Origin of the sequence: Legionella sp. km772, assembly GCF_003989735.1 — a bacterium.
In the GTDB taxonomy this organism is placed as follows: Bacteria; Pseudomonadota; Gammaproteobacteria; order Legionellales; family Legionellaceae; genus Legionella.
Genome location: NZ_RZGQ01000263.1, coordinates 1 through 3,052, shown reverse-complemented (window position 1 = coordinate 3,052; position 3,052 = coordinate 1). Strand labels below are relative to the sequence as shown.

The following is a 3,052-nucleotide window of genomic DNA, read 5'->3' as shown; positions in this document are numbered from 1 at the left end:
TAAAAACTCATTTAAATCACTTTGCTATTAAGTACAAATTGATTCTTAGAGCGAACCAGATTGCTTGGCAGGAGCTTAAAAATATGGCAGCTTAAAATTGACCGTGCGTAACATGAGTAATCATTAAGTTTTTATCATTATAAAGTTCACCAAAGTGCTCTTTTAATTTTTTTACTACTCCCTGCTTAATCGATTGAAAGGCCATTCCTAAATCGGCGCTTACAAAAACCACCCGCTTATCATTTAAAGGTGAAGCAATAATAAAGGCACGAGACCATAAACGCGAATGTAAGCCGCTTGTTAATTGTTGTGGGCGAGCATAACCCATCATATTGATTTCTGCGGCAGCCCCAGTAATATCATAAATGCCGGTGCCCAGTTCAAAAGGAAAGTCCTCTGCATGAGCCGCTAGGGTTTGAACCAATAAGAAACTTATCCCGTATAATAATTGAACTACTGTCTTCCCTCTTTTTTTCATCAACTCTCTCCTTGAACACGGTTTATCTTTATTAAAACCAGCCCATTAAGATATCACGAAGTAGAGGGAACTTTGCTTAATAAATACTTAAGAATTAAACGATATAATGGCGCAGATTGTTTAAGGGAGTTTTTTATGCCACCGCAAAAATTGTCACTTCACAAAACAGCTCAAAAAGATGGAGGCTTTTACCGCTTGGTATCACCGCCTAAAACTTTTTTACAGCAGATAAGACAATTTGCTGAGCGGCTTATTCTATTTCCCTATCATGTCTATCAAACAGTTATTGGCCGTCTACTTTCTTATTTAGTAATTAATCCTCTCTTTCGTGCCGAGGAAAAAGATGAGTCCTTAAGCCTACAACATCCTAAGCATCCTGATCCTTTATTTTCTAAAGAAGATGAAATTACGGTAATTAATATTTACCCTAAAAAGCATATTTTACAGAGGGCTATTTTAAATTGGCATAGTTTTCTCGTTAATAACCTTACCTCTTTAAAAATTGTCAATTCTCTTTTGGGCCCTATCCTTAGGGTATTACCGAGTGGTAAACATTCAATCGATAAATACCTCGACAAATTAATTGAAAAAATAGCAGCAAAAGTCGAAGGTAAAAAAGGGCAAACCTTTGCACCTAACCAAATTCATTTCCGCGGACTGGAGAATCTAAGTGAAGAGCAAAAGGAACTATTCTATCAAAAACTAGAAAAGCGCCTACACCATGATTTTCGCCAAAATAGGCAACAGATTTATTTTTATACCCTCCAAACCACGGACAACTCTGTTCTGGATTCAGTAGAGGTTCGTGGTCCAGACGCCGCAAAAACAGAGATCTCGGAGCGACATTTTATTATTGCAGCAATGCCGCGCAGTAATAATTTTGTTGATTGGCTAAAACACTATCAGGTTTATGCAAAAAATTTAAATGCTACTATTATTGGCTTTAACTACCGCGGCGTTGGTCTTAGTACCGGTATTGTTACCAACCAAAACTCGCTTTATGCCGACGCTTATGCCCAAGCACAACGTTTACTGCTATTAGGAGCCCGCCCTGAAAACATTGCTTTGATGGGCGAGTGTCTAGGAGGTAATGTAGCGGCGCATACAGCAGGAACTTTGCACGAGGAAGGTTTACCGGTAAAACTATTCAATGCGCGCTCCTTCCGGTCTTTATCCTCTATAATTGAGGGTCGGACTAAACCAGCTGCCCAAGCAGCTTTATGGCATCCCGCTACCTGGTTCAATTGGCTAACTTACGCTTTAATTAAATTAATTCTTATTCCAGTGATCCACTCTGCCAATTGGGATTTGAATATTGATAAACAATTTACTACCATTCCCCCTCACGATCGCGACTTCTTAGTGGTGCGCTCGAAAAAGGATGACCAAGGTAGGCGCTTCGCGGATGATATCATGGTCCCCCATAAGAATGCGTCCACTTATTCTCTTGTCAAAGAACAAACCAAGGTTATTGCTAAGAAACAAGAACAAGGCCAAGAGCTTTCTGAGCAAGAAAAAGAATGGCTAAATGATCAACCCAATCAACATAAATTTTATGTTTCAGAGGCCTTGCACCATCAAGCAAGAACTACAAACGGCCACACGGCCCATCCTCGCTTATTAATATCAACCACCCCGCGGCCTGATCATACCCAAATTGACGGTCGGCAATATGCATTTAATTTCTTTAATCGGGTTTGGCCTAAAAGGAAAGACAATTTTGAGGTGAATTCAGCCGAAAATAAGAGCGAAGGGTTATCCATTTAAAACAATTGGGGCATTCGAACTTATTTCAGTTCACTGGCAATTATTTTAGTCACTATGGAGTGAACGCTCGGAAACCACCTAACCCCAATAACAATAAGCTTTCGCTTGGAGCTGCTCATAAGTAGCAAAATTCTGATACCAAGTGTAGTTTGGGTGGCTTATCACCGAACCCAGTATTTAAGGTGGTTAAAATTGAACGCTTGGATTGGATTTTTGCAGTGTTGGCTTATAGGAACTGCCGCAGCCTAGTCAACTGTTGCGGCGACTTTTCCACCTATGATTTGAGTAATGGTGCACTGTCACTAAGCATAGACATAACCGCCCTGATAAATACAGCCATAATCTAAGCCGATATTGCCTGCATGGGCTGCACTTAATTTAATTATTCCCGAAATAGGTGCTGTCCCTACCGAACATGAATTAGTGCCATCGGAACTAGCTACGCTGTCTAGTTTGAGGGGAATGGTACATGTTGAGCCTATCCAGCAAATGGGAACTCATGCGCTGAGCTAGTGTTGAATTTATTAAAATAAATTGCAATATGAGCACATTTGGGTTAGAATGTGCAAATATTAAACCAAAGAGAAGAAAATGCCTTATTCACAATCCTCTTTCCAATCATTAATGTCACTTGATTCTAGTAATTCTTCTATTGATTTTTATAGGCTTCCATCCTGCTCTAGGTCATCTTAGCTAGGTCCGGGGATCTGGAACAAAATTCAGGAAAAATAAGAGCTATTCCCGGTTTGTTAGTTCATTCACCTTACTCTCAGAATGGCTTATCCACAAGTCCATAGGCCAGGAGAG

The 3,052-nt window shown here is 40.0% G+C and carries 2 protein-coding genes; one reads left to right on the top strand and one right to left on the bottom strand.

Annotation, left to right across the window (positions count from 1 at the left end; translation table 11 throughout):
- Positions 1-91: 91 nt before the first annotated feature.
- Positions 92-478: a neutral/alkaline non-lysosomal ceramidase N-terminal domain-containing protein gene (locus ELY15_RS14930; RefSeq protein WP_127101413.1), complete on the bottom strand. Its 387-nt coding sequence runs from the start codon at positions 476-478 to the stop codon at positions 92-94.
- Between the two features lie 135 nt (positions 479-613).
- Here ELY15_RS14930 and ELY15_RS14925 point away from each other — a divergent pair, with 135 nt between their 5' ends.
- Positions 614-2,245 (top strand): hypothetical protein, encoded by a 1,632-nt coding sequence (locus ELY15_RS14925; protein WP_127101411.1) that lies wholly within the window; start codon positions 614-616, stop codon positions 2,243-2,245.
- Positions 2,246-3,052 lie beyond the last annotated feature (807 nt).